Here is an 830-nt window from a genome sequence, read left to right as displayed (position 1 = left end):
GCGGGAGCCGGGGCCGGAGCAGGGGCCGGAGCAGGCTCGGGAGCGGGTGCTGGGGTAGGCGTAGGAGCAGGAGCCGGTGCGGGTGCAGGTGCCGGCTCAGGAGCAGGAGCAGGAGCAGGAGCAGGTGTCGGCTCGGGCGCAGGAGCTGGAGTAGGCGTGGGAGCTGGAGCGGGCGCAGGAGTAGGCGCTGGAGCTGGGGCAGGCGTAGGAGCTGGAGCCGGGGTAGGCGCAGGAGCCGGTGCGGGAGCCGGAGCAGGCGTGGGGGCTGGAGCAGGTGCCGGCGTAGGAACAGGTAGAGGCGAGGGAGCCGGGAGAGGCGAAGGGTTGGTGGCGGGGTTGTTGCCGTGGGGAGTCTTCGGCTTTTTGGGGCCATTGCCGTTGCCATTACCGTTGCCATTGCCGGCTGCCGTGAAATCCTGGCTCAGGGTAATGGTGCGGTCTTCCTCAACGTATTTAACCTGGCTGTCGAGCGCCAATGCGGCGGCTTCTTGCGCTGTCAGTTTCGCTGAAAAGCCTTTTATAACATGGCCGTAAGCAGCGCCTACCGATTCGGTGCGCAGGCCTTTGCCGTGCAGCAGGCCCTGGGCAGCGGCCTTCACTTTTTTCACCTTGTCCTGGTAGCTGTCAGATGCCGAGGTAGCAACGGCTTCGTCTTTCAGCACCACAATGTATTGGCCGGGGATAACGGTGCCGGCGCGCACGTCGGATACTGCCACGGCCTTAACGCTAGCGGGAGCTACCTCGTCGCGGGTACAGGCAGTAAACAGGGTAGAAGTCGTGAGCAGTGAACCGCTCAGGAGCCAGGAAGCAAGGCGAATGTTCAAATATGA

General features: G+C 64.2%; 1 protein-coding gene. It reads right to left on the bottom strand.

The window, feature by feature from the left end:
• A partial coding sequence (locus tag LJ738_RS21150) for a protease inhibitor I9 family protein (RefSeq protein ID WP_227788343.1) occupies positions 1–824 on the bottom strand: 824 nt, incomplete at its 3' end.
• Positions 825–830: the final 6 nt, after the last annotated feature.

The organism is Hymenobacter plasmatis (assembly GCF_020711255.1).
In the GTDB taxonomy this organism is placed as follows: domain Bacteria; phylum Bacteroidota; class Bacteroidia; order Cytophagales; family Hymenobacteraceae; genus Hymenobacter.
The sequence above is the reverse complement of the archived record's forward strand: the minus strand, read 5'-3'. Positions and strand labels throughout refer to the sequence as shown.